We start from the raw sequence: 15761 nt of genomic DNA, 5'->3' as shown, positions 1-15761 counted from the left end.
GTGAGATTTTAATCTATAGGTTTCTAAAGAAGCTATTTAGGTAAAACAAAAGTTAGGCTGAGACAATCCAGGTCAATTGAAAGTTAGGCACTTTTAGCAACAATAGGACGTTGGCTTATGGCTTTTAGGATCGATAACTTATCCTGAGGGGTTAACATGTTCCAACTAGCAGCTTTAATTTTCATATTGATTCTCCTCCTTTTTGATTGAAAAACAAACAAAAGCAAGGGAAACGATTCAACAGTGCATAAACAACTCTGGTCATTTAGTAGTTTATACCGTCATTTAAACAGAATTAAACAACAAAAATTTCTACAAATTTTGCGACAAAATGGGATTAGCGTCCCAAAAAAGGAGGAATTATATGTGGTTTAAACATCCATTTTTTAAGTACGCAACAGGAACCGTAATTGTTTTGATTGGTCTTTACATCCTTGAACTGTTAGGTTTTTTTGGTCCAATTAAGACGATACTTAAATCGCTCTTTTACCCTATACTCATTGCAGGATTCTTATTTTATATTTTAAGACCGATTGTGTCGAAATTAACGAAAACCAGAATTATGAATAAAACAACTGCTATACTTACTGTGTTTTTATCTATTGCAACCGCTCTTTACGCTTCAATTTATTTCCTTGCTGGTACGATTCAAGAACAGATCAAGAACATCAGCTCTAAGCTTCCGAAGCAGTTAAAGAAATCTGCTGAAGAAGCTCAAAAGACAATCGAAAAGAATGATATGGGTATGGTCTCTGTAGAAAACATACGACAAAAAGTAAGTAGTGGAGCATCCGAAGTCCTTCAATCACTAGGTGATAATGTGATGCAGGTGATCTCAGCTATAACAGGAGCCACTACAGTTTTAGTTATCGTACCTTTCGTCTTATTCTATTTCTTAAAAGATGATCATAAGTTCATACCTTATCTACTACAGTTTATACCTGATCGGCATAATCCTAAGGGGAAAGAAGTGCTGAGAAGAATTAGTGAGACGGTGTCAGCTTATATTACAGGTCAAGTTATTGTAGCACTAGTAGATGGTATTTTGATGTATATTAGTTATTTGATTCTTGGACTTGACTATGCACTAATTCTTGCTATTTTTGTTTCCCTTACAGCGGTTGTTCCTTTCTTCGGTCCGATTATTGGGGTTTTACCAGCTCTTATCGTATCGCTAACTCAGGATCCGGCAATGGCCTTATATGTTATTATTGCTCTTGTAGTTGTTCAGCAATTAGAAGGGAACCTTGTCGCTCCCCTTGTCCTCGGTAAGCGACTTAATATTCACCCGATTACCATTATTTTATTACTCGTTGTAGCTTCAGCCTTATACGGTTTTATTGGAATGCTGATCGCCATACCGCTTTATTCCGTCATTAAAGTCATTTTTAAAACCGTGTCTGAAGAAGTCGACACGGAGTGGTTATTCCGGGATGTTTTTAAAACGAAAAAGTCTTAATCGAAACCAGTCCTTAAAGGGGCTGGTTTTTTTGTGATTAGGTCTCTAGGCCCATCCTCATAAGGTCAATAAATATTTTTCATAATCTAACGTATTCGAGTATCTTGGCACCGAGATAACAGGAAAGGTGCTCGATTTGACCCACAAATTCCCTGTTAGGATTTTACCAGACAAAAAAGTCGAAAATAGTAGTATTTTCCTGATTTTCGGGCATTTTCAAGTAAAATCTTTGGTAATTTGTTATATTCTTATCGAACCATTTAGCGATATTTGACAGAAATGTATAAAAGACTGTTATAGGAAATGGAGGAGGCTTCTTGAATAAAATACAGCTTATTTTGGTCGACACAAATCTTGAATATGCCAATTATATCTCCAGATATGTTCGAACATCAGAAATACATGACAAAGTGAACCTAAGAACCTTTACATCGAAGGAGACGTTAAATCAATTTCTGAAGAAAGACCCGGTCATTCATATTGGGCTTGTGTCTGAAGATGTGTATGCGAAATGGGGGAGCGATTCTTTCGTCCATCAAGCTGATCTCCTTTTCCTTTTAGAGGAAGATACAAGAAACCCTGTAGGGGAACGAGGAGTTTATAAATACCAACCGACTCATCACTTATTCTCCTACATCTTGTCTGTTTATTTCGAGGAGTTCCAGACAAGCTTATCAGCAGGTCATCAGAAAGCGAAGTTACTTTCCTTTCATTCAGCTCTTGGAGGAACAGGCAAAACATCACTTTCAGTTAATCTAAGCAGGCAGCTGACGTTACTAGGTTATAAGGTTTTTTATTTCAATCTAGAACTTGTTAATGGAACTTCGCTCTTTTTTCAATCTCCAGAAGATGAGCATACGATTCAGCTCTATTATTATGCTAAGGAAAAGCCAGAGCTTCTTGGCTCAAAACTTGACCACTTAATTAAACGTGATCCTTATAATGGAGTCGATTATTTCGATGTTGCGGTGAACCCTTTGGAGGTCAAGGAACTGACAGGGGATCATGTCCAAACGATTCTCGATTCTCTCGTGCATTCAGACCGCTATGATTTTATCGTGATGGATCTTGATTCACAGCTTCAATCTCACACAAAAAAGGCGATAGAGGTTTCTGATTTGCTTCTTTGGGTATTAAATATTGATGTTAAAGATTTCCACAAAACAAATCACTCTCTAACCTTTTCTTCACAGCTATATGGAGAGAAGGTCAACCTCGAGGAGAAAACATTTTTCATTCTGAATGGCTATAGTCGTGAATTGCCGGTCGAGTTTGAACGGTTTAATGTCCCTGTTCATGTCAAACTTCCAGAAATGAAAGGATGGAAGAACCTAACGTCAGGACGCCCGGTGACGACAACTTCTATATTTCCACAACACATTCTCCAGCTTATTGTTGAACAGGACGTAGAGGATGGTGTGAGGCTTGGTTGATGAGAAGGTCGTGAAACAACTGATAGTAGAGCTTCGAGAAACGCTTGATTTAATGCACTCCATCTCAAATGAAGAGCTAGTAGAGTACATTGAACAAGCTGTTTTCCAATATGCTCACAAAGAATATATAAAAACAGAAGATATGAAGTGGCTTGTAGACCGTATCTATCATGCTTTCAGAGGATATGATGTTCTTCAGCCTTATATCAATGATCCGACGATTACAGAGATTATGGTAAATAACCATAAAGAAATTTTCATCGAACGGGGCGGGGAGACCGAGAAAGTCGAGACGGCCTTTGAAAGCGAGCAAAAACTTGAAGATATCATTCAAGCGATCGTATCGAAGGTGGACCGTGTGGTTAATGAATCTTCTCCGATTGTCGATGCCAGGCTACAAGATGGGTCCCGTGTTAATGTCGTTTTACCGCCAATTGCATTGGCAGGACCTGTGATGACTATACGTAAATTCCCTGCTAAGCCGCTGACGATTGATGATTTGATTGAGTATGACTCTATTTCCGTTGAGGCATCAGAATTTCTCCATAAGCTTGTCGCCTCTAAATACAATATTTTCATTGGTGGAGGTACAGGGTCTGGTAAAACAACTTTCTTAAATGTGTTATCAAACTTTGTTCCAAAAGAAGAACGTATTATTACAATCGAGGATTCTGCAGAGCTGCAAGTTCAAAGCGTCCCGAACTTAGTAAGTCTAGAAACTCGAAATGCGAATACGGAGGGGCGTGGTGAAATATCAATCAGAGATTTAATTAAAACATCGCTCCGAATGAGGCCGGACCGAATTGTAGTGGGGGAGGTTCGTGGTGCTGAAGCACTTGATATGCTACAGGCCATGAACACAGGCCATGATGGCTCGATCTCTACCGGGCATGCCAACTCAACGAAAGATATGTTAAGCAGGCTCGAGACGATGGTATTAAGCGGAGCTCATCTCCCTGTTGAAGTGATTCGGAAACAAATCAGTTCAGCGATTGATATTATGATTCACCTCGCCCGTCTGAGGGATCATTCCAGGAAAGTTGTCGCGATTAGTGAAATGATAGGGGTTCAAGACGGAGAAATTGTATTAAACCCTTTATATGAATTTATCGAGGAATCAGAAGGACCAGATGGTGAGGTTATAGGTTCTTTACAGCCAACGGGTAATGTGCTTCACAGTGAATCTAAGTTGAAATTAGCCGGGGTTTCCTTGTAATGAGTCACAGGAGGTGAAGTCATGAAGGTTGATAGTATTCTCGTCATTCTACTAATTGCCCTTGTTGGCATCTATATTTGGAAGGTTACGAGTCGTAAACGAAAAGAAAGACAAAATGCCCAGGAAGAAAAACGGCGGAATCAGGAAGAAGAAGCTCTGAAAGAGAAGAAATTTAAGACGCTATTTTATAGTCTGGAGAAGTTTAAACAAGAAGATGATGTTGAATCTAGTCACTTGATTGACTATTCCAAGTACAAACTAAGTCTTAAAGAATTCATCTTTTTCGGTGTACTTGCGTCAATAGTATTCGGAATATTGGGAAAATTGTTCTACGACAGCTATATCATGACTATTTTTTTGGGGGCTTTTGGTCTGGTTTATCCTTTCGCGCAGAAAAAAAAGCTCCTCAGAAAACGTAAAGACAAACTGAGTCTTCAGTTTAAAGAGGCAATTGCAAGCTTATCGTCCTCTTTAGCAGCGGGTCGATCGATTGAGAATAGTTTTATTGAAGTTGTAAATGATTTGAAATTGTTATACCCAGATCCTAACACCTATATCATCCATGAATTTGAAGTGATTAACAGGCGTGTCGAGAATGGAGAAACCATTGAGCGAGCAATTCAGGATTTTAGTAGAAGGTCAGACATCGAAGATATTCAGAATTTCTCAGATATCTTTATTACTTGTAAACGAACGGGTGGAAACCTGGTTGAGGTGATTCGGCGAACCTCAGATATTATTTCAGAGAAGATTGACATTCAACAAGAAGTATCCGTAATGGTAGCGCAGAAGCGGTTTGAGTCGAGGGTATTGAGTATCGCTCCAATTGGAATGATTCTGTTATTGAAATATAGCGCTGGTGACTATATGAAACCCTTATATGAGTGGGAGAATATGGGGCCGATCGTCATGACTGTATGCTTAGGATTATTAGTTCTCTCTTATTGGCTCAGCCAAAAGATAATGAATATTAAGGTGTGAGTCTATGATTGGATTTGGTATAGCGACGCTCGTCATTATAATGATGTATTTTGTTCTTTCCTTGAAAGCTGGCAAGCGGTACAACCGGTTTGTAGAGCAATTTGGAACAGACTTTCAGCTAAATTTTATGGCTCCTGTTTCTTTATATTTGATCGATTACTTTCAAATTATGGAGAGGATGTATGGGCAAATCTCTTTTATCCAGAAGCGGATGATCAGTATACACGGTCATAGACAAGCGCTGATGTATACGAAAATGTATCTGGCCCAGCTTATATCTACCGTTTTGGTTTGCTTATTAGGGAGCACCCTTGTCGCACTCCTTGCTAATGGAGATTTGACACTTTTCATTGCAGGGATGGTCTTTACGATTATGATCCCTTTTGTCCTTGTTCAAAAGCTTAGTAACGAAGAGAAAGAACGGAAGGATCAAATTTTAACCGAACTCCCGGAAGTGGTGAACAAAATTATCCTCCTCGTAAATGCCGGTGAAACGGTTCAGCGAGCGCTCGTTCATTGTGTCTCAAGCACCAAAGATAAAAACTCACCTCTCTATAAAGAATTAAGAGACACCGTAAACAAGTTAACGAGTAATGAACCATTTCATCAGGTGATGAATGATTTGAGTAAGAAGGTCGGGATCCAGGAGGTTTCTATATTCACGACAACGATTCTATTAAACTACCGAAAAGGTGGACAAGATTTAATTCTAGCGCTGCGTGAACTCTCTCAAGACCTGTGGGAGAAAAGGAAAAACATCTCAAAAACAAAAGGGGAGGAAGCTTCTTCTAAATTAGTCTTTCCCCTAATTCTTATATTTATCGCTGTCATGATTATAGTCGGCTATCCGGCGATTACAATCTTGTAGACAGTTAAATTATTTGAAAACATTTAGGAGGTATATACATGGAAACTTTAATGAAATGGGTAACGCAATTTAAAGATGATGAAGAAGGGCTACAGACGCTTGAGATTATGTTGATTATCGCTGTTATTGTCGTGATCGCTCTCTTATTCAGGGATAGCATTATGGGATGGGTCAATGACCTAATCAACTTCGGTGATGAGAACATCAGTGATTTCCAACAAGAATAATAACCTGCTTATCTTGGAGGGATGGTATGAAGAAAGTTATGAAACAGATCCAAACCTTTAAGAAAGACAGGTCGGGAAGTTTCACGATAGAAGCATCTATTATCTTCCCGACGCTTCTTATCCTAACCCTTTGCCTAATTTTTTTCAGTCTAGTGATCTACCAGAAGGCAATGATGCATTACAGCGCTACTACAATAGCTGAGCGAATTGCTTATACGTGGGATAACAGTAAGAAGGATTGGGTGACGGGTGAATTTAAAGCGAGTGATTACACGACTTATGATCCAGGGGATGATGGGCTATATTGGCGCTTTACGGGAAATGACTTCTTAGAACAATTTGGAATTTCTCTTGAAATAGGGGATGGTGGGGTAAAGGCTAAAAAAATTGACCCAGCTCGTATCGGAACCGTGCCCTTTGGAGATCGTCCTTCAATCACTTACGAAAATGGCTTAACTGGTAACTTTGTCAAAGTGAGGCTGATTAGTCCTCTTAATATTCCCTCTTTCACGAAGGATTTATTTGGTATTGATCAGCTTGATGTAACCGCCAAGCGGCGAGTGAATGAGCCGGTGGAATTTATGAGGAATGTGGATTTTGCAGTTTATGCAGTTAACCAAATTAAAAATACTCCAAACTTTAGATCGTTATTCAGTAACTTTAGAAATCAATCTAGTCGGTAATAAAGAGGTGAGAAGACAGTGAGAAGAACATTGCTTCATTTAAAACGAAAGTTCATAAGAGATGAAAGCGGAGCTGTCTCCATCTACTTAATCATAGTAGTCCTGCTGTTATTTATTTTCAATGCAGTTTTTATCGACTTTGCTCGAATAATGGTTGCGGAGCACCAAACAGAGGTAGCTGCAAAAAAATCATTGCGCTCTACATTTTCAGCTTATGATACTGAATTACAGAAGATGGGGATGTACGCCTTTCATGAAGAGAGTGTTTCAGAAGAAGATATTTTTGAAGAAGTATTTAAAAGTAATTTAAACGCTGAAGGGGACTATTTTCACTTTATAGATAATCAATTAGAAGAATATACATTGGAAAGTGACCCCGATAGAACGCTTAGAAACGTCGATGTATTTAAGCATCAGATCTTGGAAGATATGAAATACACGGCCCCTGTGGAATACGGAAAACTTATAACAGAACAGCTTAACCCCGTAGCATGTGCGATGGAGAAAACATCAGAATTTGTGAATATCGCTAGTGAAGTTGATCCGGAATTCACAAAGAGAAGTACAGCAATTAATGACTTAAAAGAAGAACTACGTAAGGCGAACGAAGCACTTTTCCGCATCAAAGACAAAGTAAACGGAAATAAAAGGAGTTATCCTTCTGCATCAGACCTTCAAGATATCCTTGTGAATTTTGATGACTATGAGGATGATACTGAAGGGGAAGATCGACCAGATTTTGAGTCAAACTCAAAAAGTACTGTCAATACAATTGAGAAACAACTGAATATAGCGACTAAATCGTTAAAGAAGGCACAGGACGATTTAGAAGAAGTTATAAAGTTGAATGAAAAAATAGAAAAAGAGATTGATGGATTTAAAGAGAAGAATGACGCCAAGTACGAACGGATGAGATCGAAATGTGCTAGTGCGGATACACAAGGTATGCAAGAGGCAAGTAACAGTGTGGATCAATATGTGATAAAGAAGGCTCCTTTAACGACCTTAGAAGGCAAGATCAAAGATGCACACCAGTATATAGGAGATAAGACTTCCTCTTCAGCACTAGACCGCATCCGCCATCTTGAAGATGTTATGAAGGAAGCATTTCAATCAGAGAGCAAACCACCAAACCTTGCTTCTCTTATAAAAAGTATTAGAGATCCTTATGGAAAATGGAGAAAGACAGTTAATACTATTAATCAAGACTTTACTACCTATATTCCAAAAGAGTATTTTACAGAAAATGATATTGCTGCTGGTAAAAAAGAGAAAGCTAAGGATAAATTTAAGCTAGCAAAAGATATCTTTGAACAAGGGAAAGCAACGTATAAGGATAAAGGAGAATATGATGAATTACAAACTTTATTAGGGAATTACACAGGGTCTAATGCAATTAGCGTTGATGAAATGACTAGCGCTGAGGGGACTTCAAAGGCTGCGGTAAATCAAATGGATGATCTATTTGGTAACTTGAGTGAAATCCTTACAGGTGTGAGGGATGAGGCATATATAAATGAATACATTATGACTAGATTTAAAAGTGTTCAAAATCCAAGTGAATTATCTAGTTGTGGTAACCAAACACCAATGTACAAATGTTTACCAGAAGCATACCTTTATTCCAATAGAGAAGTAGAATACATCATTTATGGATCCCACCAACCTGGGATTAATTATGGTTATGCTTTGACGGAACTATTTTTAACGCGTCTCGCTTTGAACTTGGCGGGGGAATTTTCAAATAATGAAACAGTAAAATTAATCCCTCATCCATGGGCGAAATTTTGGTATGCATTAAGCGTGGCGTTGGAAAAAACTCTGGACAATATGGAAGTTTTAACCTCTGGAGGAGAAGTTTCTTTTGTGGATCTAAACGGTTATAAACCTGATTATTCTATGCTTACTGATTACAAATTTTATTTGAGGATGTTTCTTTTCTTACATCCAGAAGGTAAGAAAATTGCAAGAATACAGGCATCAGTAGATAAGTCTACAAATTCAGATATGTCTAAATTACCTACCTATATAAAGGCTAATGTTGAATCTTCTGTTGATTTATGGTTCTTGCCTGGGATTACCAAATTATTGGGTAGAGCTAATATTGTAAACGGAGATGTTTCAAACGGTAGGTATTATATTGAAACAAAAATTGTTTACTCGTATTAAATGACTAATGGAGGGTTAAATGATGAAAAAGACTATAAAAATAATCGTACTACTGGTATTAATAGCAGTTCTTTCTGCATGTAATAATCAATCTGAAAATGAAACTACAAGTGACGCAAAAGATTCTTCTGATCAAACAACCACACAACCTGATAATGAAGAAAGCAATCAATTAATCGAGATTGGAGAAACCCATAATTTTGAAACCACACTTGGTAGCTACAAAATGAATCTTAAAAATGTCGTCGAAAAAAAAGTAGTGGATAGTGAAGAATCTATGAATGGTGAGTTTATTATTCCTGAATTTAGTATTGAGAACACCGGGGATAAGGCAGTAAAAGTAGAATCTATATTCTCTACTTTTGATATAAAAACACCTTTAATAATGATCAGCCAGACAAGAGTTATTGGAGATCAAAAGGATTGGTGGACTAAGGAAATTCAACCTGGCGAAACTTTGAACGGGAAAGTTTATTATGATATGAAAGCTGGAAAAACCTATGAAATAAAATCCAGATATGTGACAGCGGATATGGAAGGTACTAAAACGCTAGGTTGGAAATTTTCCAATGAGGAAGTAGAAAAGGATGCGGAATAGTTCTTATTAATGTACTTATCTAAGCAAAGGAGGGGGGAGGTCTAATGTTTCGAAATGTGAAAGGAAGTATTACGTTAGAAGCTGCAATGATCTTACCCTTTTTTCTCTTGTTTGTCGTTTTTTTAGCCACCCTTATACGTATTTCTATTGCAGAAATTGGACTCGAAGAATCAGTATCCTCCACTACCCAAACGATAGCAACTCATGCTTACCCGGCGACGTATGTTACTGAAACACCAGCTTCTATCATAGATGACCGTATTAAAGGAGCTACTATGGACTTAATTTCTCTTGAGAATGTTGAAAAATGGTCAGGAAAGTCTTTAAGTGATTTTGGTGTTGGGGAAACGGGCTTGAATGTTATTGAACAGCTTTCACAAGGAGCTATTGAATCTTCGGTTCAAGAGAGTTTTAGAGAGAATGTGCCAGGTTCATTTTTTAATCCAGATGATATAAAAGCTACTGTAGAACTTCCTGCTGATATAAAAGGTATGGTAAGTATTACAGCAGAATACAAGTTGGATATTGTTCTGCCATTTGTCGATCGGACGATTATTCTAAAGAAGAGAGCAACAGAAAGGCTCTGGACTGGAGGCTAATACCTTAAGGAACTAATACATAGATTGGAAGTTTTCGAATAAAGAAGGAAAATAAAGAAAGGTGGGAGTTCATGCGAACCGTTGTCAAAACCTTAATTTTTAGTATGGTTCTAGCTATTCTAGCTTCTGGTTGTAGTGATACGTCAAAAAAAGAGAACGACAATAGCAGTCAAGCGAACCAACAACAAGATAACTCAGAAAAAGTCTCCTCAAGTGAAGACGTTTACTATTCGGTGGGGGAAACCCATCATTTTAAGACGCCGATTGGAAATTATAAAATGACCCTAGATGAGGTAGAGATCACCGATCAAGTAAATGGTGAAAAAGCTGAAACGGGTCGCTTTGTTATTCCTACTTTTACGATTGAAAATACTGGAGATTCAACTATTACTGTAGAAGATGCATTTTCAACATTTGATCTGTTAACGAAAGTTAGTAAGAAAAGCTCAACTATTCAGGTTGGAAATGAGCAATTATTGGCCGGTAACATCGAGTCTGGTGAGACAGAAACTGGCAGAATTTATTATGTTATTAAAGGTGATTCCTATACCTTACAATCGGATTACATTACATCAGATATGAAGAATAGAAGAGTAGGATGGGAATTTACAAACGTTGAAAAAGAAAAGTAATTGTAGGTGAACTCGTTTCCTACCCATCTATTCAAATAAGGAAAGAGCATACAAGCTGGGGTGAGATGATTAGTGGGGATGTATGATGCACTGTTTATAGCATTTATTATTGTAGCGTTTATATGGGATGTGAACTATCACAAACTACCCAACTGGCTAACGGCTATAGGAATGGTGACTGGTTTAATGTATCACCTTCTGACAGGAGGGATTAACGGATTTCTTTTCTCAGGTCTTGGGCTGTTGGTATCTGGGGGCATCTTTTTGCTACTTTATATGTTTAAAGCGATCGGGGCAGGTGATGTAAAGCTATTTGCTGCGATTGGGGCGATTATGGGAATTGAATTTACGCTTTATTTGATGATGTATTCTGTCGTTTACGCAGGTGTCATTGGAATTGTGATCTTGCTCGTGGTCAGGACCCCAATGCAAAGGGTTTTTATACGTTTATATGAAAGAACGATGCGAGTACTACAAAGAAATCCTTCTCAGTTAGATGCCTTTAAGCAAAACAAAAGAACAAGGTTTCCCTTTATGTATGCAGTATTACCAGCTGTTTTAACTACCTATTATTATTTTTTATAAAGCTAATTAAAAGAGAGAACGGAGGGAATAGGTTGAATTCTACGATTTTTGGATACTCGTTTGATTTTAGACAACAAAATGGTCTCCAGTTAGTGTGCTTGGGGAAAGAGGGTCGTCATTTGAAGGAGGAGGACCTGAATGCCCTGCAGATGAAAATGATGCAGTCCAACACTGTCCCTCGTTTATTGCCGGTCAAGGTAGATGAAATGGATCTGCAGTTACGTCTTCACTATGACCTTTCCTCAAAACGGATGCTCACCCCCTATCTACGTGAGAAACGGTTATCATGGAATGATTTCGCCCATCTTTTTATTCATATTATTGAAGCGATCGAAGCGAGTTCTTTATATATGCTTAATCACAACCAGTTTGTTCTTGAACGAGACTTCATCTTTATCGGAAGGGATGTAGGAGACGTTTATCTGACTTATCTTCCTATGAAAGAGTTAGATAGGGAAGGAGATATTTCGGATGATCTTCGTTCCTTATTAAATGAACTGCTTGAAGAATATGAGCATCTTCAGGGTGAAAAACAAGAAGAAGTAAGCCAGTATGTGGCAAGTCCCTCCTATAACTTACAGGGTTTAAAAGAACTCCTGATGTCTATGTCTGTCTATCATGCATTTGATGAAGCGAGAGCTCAAGAATCTAATCATCCATTACAAGATGCTTCCATGAAAGATGGAGAACCAATGAAACCTGAAGATATGAATGAGGTTCATACCGATCGAGATAAAAAGGAGAAGGGGAAGAAAGAAGCATCCAACGTTTCTGACCGTGAGAAGGTGTACTTGTTTGCTGGTTCTGCTTTAGCTATTGCGTTATTTTGGAAGGTTTATCAATCTACTGGTACTTCCCTTTGGTTTTATATAAGCACAATTTCTACGATTCTCATTCCAATACTTGATGGTAGTTATCTCGCATGGCGAAAAGGAATTTTTCAAAGATCTAAAAAAACAAAGAATCCTAAGAAGCCTTCAGAACTTCAGAATGAAGAGGAGCTCTCGGTTCCTTCTATCAGAGAAACAAAGTCTGTTTCGGATGAAAGAGTGGAAGAAGAATTTCAGACAAATCCATTAGGAGAAGAGAATGGGGGATCATACGCTTACCAATCTATTAAAGGCGACATCGTTCCATTCTTAACCGTCCGTCGTAACAATGAAACAGAATCAGTCAATATCAATCGTGATCATTTCGTGATCGGGAGACATCATGAAATGGTTCATCACGTAGAAGATGTTGAGGGTGTTTCGCGTGTCCACGCTGAATTTACAAAGGTAGGAGATCACTACGGGGTGAAAGACTTAGGATCTAAGAATGGAACCTATGTGAATGAGAATCCATTAATTCCTTATAAGGTATATGAATTAAAAGATAACGACAAAGTGATCATTGGAAATAGCACGTTGACCTTCCATCATCCGGAACCTGCGCATGTATGACAATCAAGTGGGTTCTTATAAACGAATCAAGGAATTTAAGAATGAAAGCTCAGCCTCTGTCTCATTAGTCCACACCCCTAATCGGCCAGGGCGCTTCATCCTGAAAATAATGAAAAAAAATCACCCTCTCTCTAAGCAGCTTATAAACGAAGCTGAGAAACTTATCACCATGGATACTCCAGCTATTCCTTCTTTTTACCATATTGATATTGATAAGAGTACAGGGTGGGTTGAAACCCTTCAGGAATACAAAGAGGGAAGCACCCTTTCATCATTTATGAAAGATGCTTCCAGTGATGAACTACTTCAGATTTGCAGGACTTTATGTAAGATTCTTCATGATCTCCATTGTCGCGATCGCCCTATTGTGCATAGAGATCTTTCTCCTTCAAATATTATTGTTTACTCACCAAAAGAGGTATCGCTTATTGATTTTGGGATTAGTGTATTTGAGGAAGAGGACGCTTTCCCTATTGGGACGGAAGGTTTCGCGGCCCCGGAGCAATATGTAAGATCTCAAGGAGACGTTAGAACCGACTTATATGGATTTGGTGCGCTTCTTTGTTATTTGAATGACAAAAGGCTAAAGAATCCAGAAATTCATGCATGGAGCAAGAGATTAACAAGTCCAATAGAAGCACGGTCGGTTTCTCTATGTGAGATTGAGGCTGACCTTCACCGTATTCAAAAGAAAGGAGGGGAGGGCCTGTGGAAGAGCCTATTCAGCTTCAACAAGACGAAAAGAATCGATTCTTAACCGCAATCGTGTTGAAAGAAGATACACATATTGTAGAAACAGAACAGTTAGAAGAACTTAAACGAGGCCTTCCACTATTTCTGCGAGTGGGTGAGATCTATATGGAAGAGGACAGGCTAAAGATAGCGTATGAGACCGATCCAGCTTTTGTCCCACTGAGCTCTAAGCACTCGTCATCAACAGAAGAGAAAAAGGCATCATTAGCCCACCTTTTTCAATTACGAAGGTTAGAGGGATCGCCTTACATCCCTTACATGGACCCAGATAATCTTTTTGTCCATCCTGAACATGGTCTAAAGATTGGTCACAGAGGATTAAGAGAAGTTCTTCCCCCTTCAAACGACGAGGAAGGAGAGCTATTTAAAGCTTTTCAAGCCTGCCTTTTATCCATGTTTTCCTCTTATTCGTTTCATCATATTTTAAGAAAAGGGAGCTCACATCTTACTTGGGATGAATCTAGACTCGCCCAAAGAATGGCTCAAGCAAAACGCCTCGATGAATTAGAAGAGCTTATTAGCCCACCACCTAACTCTAAAGATGATCCTAAACGATCTTCAAAGATAAATCCGTTTATTCTTGCTGGCTCTATGCTTGTGCTAGGATTAGGGATCGGATTCAGCGGAGGCACTTCTGCAGATCAAGACGATAGCAAATCACTAGAATATAGAGAAGAGGTGGAAGAGCTGAAGGGACAGCTTGCTTCACAACAAGCACGTGCCGCTGCTTATCAAGCTTCCTTGCAGAATGACCATGAAAAGGCTATCCGATTATTAGAAGGCTTGCAGAATGTGAACGGGGAAACAGAGGCTCTTCTAGACGGAACCATTAAGTCATTGAGGGAAGCAAATACATTAAAAGATTCTTTAAAAGAAGCTGTCGTAGAGAATTTAGTTTCGCTTCAAACACAAGAGGCCAATCAGGTTATTCTTCAAATAGAGTCCAAATCCCCTAGAGTTATGATGGAAAAGGCATGGATCAATGACGATTATGAAAAGGTGTTAGAGCTTCATAAAAAAGTTAATGGGACGCGCTCAACTTGGCTCGCTGCCAATAGCCATTTCCAATTGAATGAGTATGATCAAGCTGTATCATTAGCGAAAGAAGTAAATGAAGCGGACTTTGCTATTAGGGTTTTAAAAGCTAAAAAGGACCAGGTAGAGTCCGATGAAGGTTTAAGTGAAGAAGAGAAAGAGGAACAACTTTCAAGGATCAATCAACAAATTGAAAACCTTCAATCATGAAAAAAATAAGAGGAAGATCTTCCTCTTATTTTTTATGTCCGCCTTGTAAGCCGTGTTTTGAATTTCGATTTGCACCTCGTTGCATATCTTCCTGACTCTTCGTTTCATCTGTTAATTCCACATTTGTCATACTTTCTGTAGGTGTGGAATTGTTTTTTAAAGCTGCATCTCTAGCTACTTTTCGTTTCGTCATCAGTGTACCCTCCCTTCCTGTCTTTATAGTTTTTACGTTTCCTTATAGATCATTCATTGATTTCAGAACGAATCTTTTTCATCATTTGTTCGTATTGTTCAGGATGGACAAAAACCTCTTTATTCCAATTTTGCTCCACCCATGACACTAACTCTTGCTGAGAATTAAATACTTGCCCACTAGTGTCTGCTGTCCTTATCGTATATACTCCGTTATCTGGGTCCACTGTAACTTGGTTGGGAAAAGCACCTTCATAGGTATGCAGTTCGAATTCCATAGAGAATCCCTCCTTTACTATTAGAAGCGAGTTGGCGATTGAATATTTCAATTTATATAATGAATAGGGGAGATTTTGTTCCGAACAATATTTGTGGTTAAGATCTCCCTAATCAGGGAAACGTTTAATAGAAGCATTATACAACAGGAGGTTAGATCATATGAGTGATAAAAAGCGAAATAGTGAAGATCATCAAATGTCAGAAGCTTTTACAGCGAATAGTAAGTTAAGTCAAGCATTCAATGGTGAAGATCACGAAGATAGAGGGATGGAAGGGGAGAATCTTTCCCAATATTATATGAACAACAATACACCTGCCATTGATATTGATCCTCTAGAGGATAGAGACCACGATACAGAAGATCAGGTTAAGAATAAAGAGTAAAAGCCTCGCCCAATGG

The 15761-nt window shown here is 38.5% G+C and carries 18 protein-coding genes; 16 read left to right on the top strand and 2 right to left on the bottom strand.

Going from position 1 to position 15761, the window contains the following annotated elements:
* The first annotated feature begins 364 nt into the window (after window positions 1–364).
* The 15 genes from QNI29_RS12270 (at window position 365) to QNI29_RS12200 (ending at window position 14890) form a co-directional block, all read left to right on the top strand.
* Window positions 365–1459, top strand: a complete 1095-nt coding sequence (locus QNI29_RS12270) for an AI-2E family transporter (RefSeq protein ID WP_231416798.1) — start codon at window positions 365–367, stop codon at window positions 1457–1459.
* Window positions 1460–1776: 317 nt separating this feature from the next.
* Window positions 1777–2892 (top strand): AAA family ATPase, encoded by a 1116-nt coding sequence (locus QNI29_RS12265; RefSeq protein WP_231416797.1) that lies wholly within the window; start codon window positions 1777–1779, stop codon window positions 2890–2892.
* Entirely contained in the window at window positions 2885–4108 is a 1224-nt protein-coding gene (locus QNI29_RS12260; RefSeq protein WP_284526488.1) for a TadA family conjugal transfer-associated ATPase, read from the top strand. The genes QNI29_RS12265 and QNI29_RS12260 overlap by 8 nt, the downstream gene beginning before the upstream one ends.
* 21 nt (window positions 4109–4129) lie before the next feature.
* Complete coding sequence (locus tag QNI29_RS12255) at window positions 4130–5089, top strand: type II secretion system F family protein (RefSeq protein WP_231416796.1); 960 nt, start codon at window positions 4130–4132, stop codon at window positions 5087–5089.
* Between the two features lie 4 nt (window positions 5090–5093).
* A complete protein-coding gene (locus QNI29_RS12250; protein WP_231416795.1) occupies window positions 5094–5957 on the top strand; it encodes a type II secretion system F family protein in 864 nt (287 codons plus the stop codon).
* Between the two features lie 38 nt (window positions 5958–5995).
* A complete protein-coding gene (locus QNI29_RS12245) occupies window positions 5996–6184 on the top strand; it encodes a Flp1 family type IVb pilin (protein ID WP_231416794.1) in 189 nt (62 codons plus the stop codon).
* Between the two features lie 26 nt (window positions 6185–6210).
* A complete protein-coding gene (locus QNI29_RS12240; protein ID WP_231416793.1) occupies window positions 6211–6867 on the top strand; it encodes a TadE/TadG family type IV pilus assembly protein in 657 nt (218 codons plus the stop codon).
* An 18-nt stretch (window positions 6868–6885) separates the two neighbouring features.
* Window positions 6886–9036: a DUF5702 domain-containing protein gene (locus tag QNI29_RS12235; protein WP_231416792.1), complete on the top strand. Its 2151-nt coding sequence runs from the start codon at window positions 6886–6888 to the stop codon at window positions 9034–9036.
* Window positions 9037–9055: 19 nt separating this feature from the next.
* Complete coding sequence (locus tag QNI29_RS12230) at window positions 9056–9634, top strand: DUF4352 domain-containing protein (RefSeq protein WP_231416791.1); 579 nt, start codon at window positions 9056–9058, stop codon at window positions 9632–9634.
* A 44-nt stretch (window positions 9635–9678) separates the two neighbouring features.
* The gene (locus QNI29_RS12225) at window positions 9679–10233 is read left to right on the top strand and encodes a hypothetical protein (protein ID WP_231416790.1); all 555 of its coding nucleotides are present in this window, start codon (window positions 9679–9681) and stop codon (window positions 10231–10233) included.
* Window positions 10234–10304: 71 nt separating this feature from the next.
* Window positions 10305–10865, top strand: a complete 561-nt coding sequence (locus QNI29_RS12220; RefSeq protein ID WP_231416789.1) for a DUF4352 domain-containing protein — start codon at window positions 10305–10307, stop codon at window positions 10863–10865.
* Between the two features lie 78 nt (window positions 10866–10943).
* On the top strand, window positions 10944–11450 hold the full coding sequence (locus tag QNI29_RS12215; RefSeq protein ID WP_231417575.1) for an A24 family peptidase: 507 nt from the start codon (window positions 10944–10946) through the stop codon (window positions 11448–11450).
* Between the two features lie 32 nt (window positions 11451–11482).
* Complete coding sequence (locus QNI29_RS12210) at window positions 11483–12892, top strand: DUF6382 and FHA domain-containing protein (protein WP_231416788.1); 1410 nt, start codon at window positions 11483–11485, stop codon at window positions 12890–12892.
* Window positions 12885–13649, top strand: coding sequence for a serine/threonine protein kinase (locus QNI29_RS12205; protein ID WP_255687449.1), 765 nt, complete (start codon window positions 12885–12887; stop codon window positions 13647–13649). Before QNI29_RS12210 ends, QNI29_RS12205 begins: the two co-directional genes overlap by 8 nt.
* Complete coding sequence (locus QNI29_RS12200; RefSeq protein ID WP_231416786.1) at window positions 13601–14890, top strand: type VII secretion protein EssB/YukC; 1290 nt, start codon at window positions 13601–13603, stop codon at window positions 14888–14890. The genes QNI29_RS12205 and QNI29_RS12200 overlap by 49 nt, the downstream gene beginning before the upstream one ends.
* Before the next feature lie 25 nt (window positions 14891–14915).
* Here the strand turns inward: QNI29_RS12200 and QNI29_RS12195 are convergent, their stop codons facing one another.
* Complete coding sequence (locus tag QNI29_RS12195; RefSeq protein ID WP_231416785.1) at window positions 14916–15083, bottom strand: hypothetical protein; 168 nt, start codon at window positions 15081–15083, stop codon at window positions 14916–14918.
* A gap of 49 nt (window positions 15084–15132) precedes the next feature.
* Window positions 15133–15360 (bottom strand): hypothetical protein, encoded by a 228-nt coding sequence (locus tag QNI29_RS12190; RefSeq protein WP_231416784.1) that lies wholly within the window; start codon window positions 15358–15360, stop codon window positions 15133–15135.
* Between the two features lie 160 nt (window positions 15361–15520).
* Here QNI29_RS12190 and QNI29_RS12185 point away from each other — a divergent pair, with 160 nt between their 5' ends.
* Window positions 15521–15745 carry a hypothetical protein gene (locus QNI29_RS12185; protein WP_231416783.1) on the top strand — a complete coding sequence of 75 codons (225 nt, stop codon included), beginning with the start codon at window positions 15521–15523 and terminating at the stop codon, window positions 15743–15745.
* Window positions 15746–15761: the final 16 nt, after the last annotated feature.

This window comes from Pontibacillus chungwhensis (assembly GCF_030166655.1).
GTDB lineage: Bacteria > Bacillota > Bacilli > Bacillales > BH030062 > Pontibacillus.
Note: the sequence above shows the minus strand (reverse complement) of the source record. Positions and strands in the feature narration are given on the sequence as shown.

Excerpts from the sequence above, each read along its gene's own strand:
- QNI29_RS12270 (WP_231416798.1), top strand. The coding sequence starts at position 365 with ATGTGGTTTAAACATCCATTTTTTAAGTACGCAACAGGAACCGTAATT.
- QNI29_RS12255 (WP_231416796.1), top strand. The coding sequence starts at position 4,130 with ATGAAGGTTGATAGTATTCTCGTCATTCTACTAATTGCCCTTGTTGGC.
- QNI29_RS12250 (WP_231416795.1), top strand. The coding sequence starts at position 5,094 with ATGATTGGATTTGGTATAGCGACGCTCGTCATTATAATGATGTATTTT.
- QNI29_RS12245 (WP_231416794.1), top strand. The coding sequence starts at position 5,996 with ATGGAAACTTTAATGAAATGGGTAACGCAATTTAAAGATGATGAAGAA.
- QNI29_RS12240 (WP_231416793.1), top strand. The coding sequence starts at position 6,211 with ATGAAGAAAGTTATGAAACAGATCCAAACCTTTAAGAAAGACAGGTCG.
- QNI29_RS12230 (WP_231416791.1), top strand. The coding sequence starts at position 9,056 with ATGATGAAAAAGACTATAAAAATAATCGTACTACTGGTATTAATAGCA.
- QNI29_RS12225 (WP_231416790.1), top strand. The coding sequence starts at position 9,679 with ATGTTTCGAAATGTGAAAGGAAGTATTACGTTAGAAGCTGCAATGATC.
- QNI29_RS12220 (WP_231416789.1), top strand. The coding sequence starts at position 10,305 with ATGCGAACCGTTGTCAAAACCTTAATTTTTAGTATGGTTCTAGCTATT.
- QNI29_RS12215 (WP_231417575.1), top strand. The coding sequence starts at position 10,944 with ATGTATGATGCACTGTTTATAGCATTTATTATTGTAGCGTTTATATGG.
- QNI29_RS12205 (WP_255687449.1), top strand. The coding sequence starts at position 12,885 with ATGTATGACAATCAAGTGGGTTCTTATAAACGAATCAAGGAATTTAAG.
- QNI29_RS12195 (WP_231416785.1), bottom strand. The coding sequence starts at position 15,083 with ATGACGAAACGAAAAGTAGCTAGAGATGCAGCTTTAAAAAACAATTCC.
- QNI29_RS12190 (WP_231416784.1), bottom strand. The coding sequence starts at position 15,360 with ATGGAATTCGAACTGCATACCTATGAAGGTGCTTTTCCCAACCAAGTT.
- QNI29_RS12185 (WP_231416783.1), top strand. The coding sequence starts at position 15,521 with ATGAGTGATAAAAAGCGAAATAGTGAAGATCATCAAATGTCAGAAGCT.